This window comes from Actinomycetota bacterium (assembly GCA_035697485.1).
Classification (GTDB): Bacteria; Actinomycetota; UBA4738; order UBA4738; family HRBIN12; genus JAOUEA01.
This window is the reverse complement of record DASSCU010000055.1, coordinates 1-2,216: the sequence shown is the minus strand read 5'-3', so window position 1 is coordinate 2,216 and position 2,216 is coordinate 1. Positions and strand designations below refer to the sequence as shown.

Annotated in this window: 1 protein-coding gene; it reads right to left on the bottom strand. The window is 69.4% G+C overall.

Annotation, left to right across the window (positions count from 1 at the left end; genetic code table 11):
• Window positions 1-1,928: multicopper oxidase domain-containing protein (locus VFI59_13555; protein HET6714721.1), on the bottom strand; the 1,928-nt coding region annotated here is incomplete at its 3' end.
• Between the last annotated feature and the right edge of the window lie 288 nt (window positions 1,929-2,216).

The following is a 2,216-nucleotide window of genomic DNA, read 5'->3' as shown; positions in this document are numbered from 1 at the left end:
GTCTGGAACTTCAGCCGAACCCTCGTGACCTCGCCCGGGTACGAGATCACCGTGTCCTTGAACCCGGCCTCCCACGGCTCCCGCCGCCTGGGGGAGCCGACCGTCTCGACGGGCTGCACGACCTCGCCGGCGTCGTCGAGGCGAAGGCCCTGCCGGTTCACGACCTGGAACTGCACCTCGTGGATGTGGATCGGGTGCGCGTCGGCGGTGGCGTTGTACAACTCCCAGACCTCGGTCGAGCCGAGCGCGGGGTTCTCCGTGATCGGGTCGTGCCACATCTTCGGCTTGAGCCGCCCGTCCCGCACCACGCCCAACAGCGCCTCCACGGGCGCGTCGTCGAAGCCCGTCGACATCTCCTCGATCAGCGACACCTTCCGCCTCGATCCGCCCGTGAGGTTCGTGATCGTTGGCAGCCTCAGGTGCTGGGGCGGGGTGGTCGTGTCCGGCGATGTCGCCGCCACGACGTCGAACCGCATGACCTGCCCGGTCGTGCCGGCATCGGAGGGCTCGAAGTCCTCGCCGGGCTCGCCACCGCCGAACGGCTCGTCGGGCCCGAGGTTCAGCAGGTGCACCTCGGTGCCGGCCGGCACGTCCGAGAAGTCGACGATCACGTCGGCCCGCTCGGCGAGCGCGAGCAGGATGTGCCCGTCCTCCACCTCGTTCAGGTCGATCGGCCGGGGCAGGAACCCCCCCTCGGTGCCGATCTGCCAGACCTTCACCCTCGGGTCGTCGAACTTCAGGATCAGGAACCGTGAGTCGCAGCCGTTCAGCAAGCGGAACCGGTAGCGCCGGCGCTCGGTCACCAGGCGCGGCCACGACCGACCGTTGACGACCATCACGTTGCCGAAGAACTCGGGATTCCAGATCGGCGACACGTCGGTCTCGGGGATGTACGGCCCCTCGATGCCGTCGAAGAACGCCCTCGAGTCCGGATAGAACAGCCGACCGTTCGTGTCGAAGGCTCGGTCCTGGATCACGATCGGAATCTCCCGATACTTCTTGTTCGCGCCGTCGCCCGCCCTGGGCGCGGGACCGGGAAGCGATGCCTTCGTGCCCGTGCGCGAGTCGAGCACCTCGTCGTCTGGACCGCCGCGGAGCAGCCAGAAGCCGGCGGGGCCGGCGTACACGTTGAGCCTCGTCATGCCCAGCGTGTGGTCGTGGTACCAGAGGGTCGAGGCGCGCTGGTCGTTGGGGTAGACGAAGGTCGCCGTCCCGCGCCGCCACCGGGTCATGTCGGCCGAGCCGAACCGACGCAGCCACTTCTTCGCGAAGAAGTCGTGCCAGGTGCCGACGCGCGCGAAGCCTTGCGGGATGTCGACCGCGTCAGGCAGGTACCACGCCTCGGCGTATCCGTCGCTCTCGTCGCCGACCTTCGCGGCGCCGTGCAGGTGCGTGACGATCGGCACGGGTCCCCGGTACGGGCCGGGGGTCGAGCGGAACTCCGGACGCGAGTCACGGCCGGCGTTCCCGCCCGGCGGGTTCGCCCAGTGCAGGGTCGGGTCGACCGGCAGCAGGTGGGGCAGGAACTTGCCGGCGCCGTCGACCAGCTCGTTGCGCCAGCGCACCGCCACGGGTCGCCGCCACTTCGCCTCGACCGTGAACGCGGGGTAGTTGAACGTGCCCGGGTGGTCGACCGATCCGTAGCTCCACACCGTCGTCTGCAGCCCCGGCACGATCTCCTGCCGGAACTGACGCACCGCGATGTCGTACCAGTCGACGTTCTTGCCACCCTTCACCGCCTTCACGCCGCTGCGAGGCATGACCGGAGGGATCACGAGATCGCGGACGAAGCGGTCGATGTCGTCGGGGTCGAGCGTGCCCCCTGGCGGGGGGTCGGCCCACGCGGGTCGGGCGAAGACGCCCGGGCGCAGCGCGATCGCGCCGCCGGCAGCGGCCGACATCTTCAGGAACGTCCTCCTGGTGACCATCGGAACCCCTTCCTGCCCGTCCTCATGCAAAGGCTGTCGGTCGTTCGGGCGAGCTGTTGTCGTTAGTAGATACCCAGACCGACGTCCTGCGCTAGAGGGCCTCAGGTCCCGAGGTCAGCGAGCCGGTCGGCGGTGTTTGTCACGCGGGCCCGAGCCTCCGTATCCTTGGCGTGCCGCAGACAGCAGGGGCGCTCACCGCGCGTAATCCCGATCACCGGGCACCTGCCGAGGCGAACGGAAGAGCGCAGCACCTGACGATGCGCGTCTCCGCTGTCTGCGGAGGCGCGT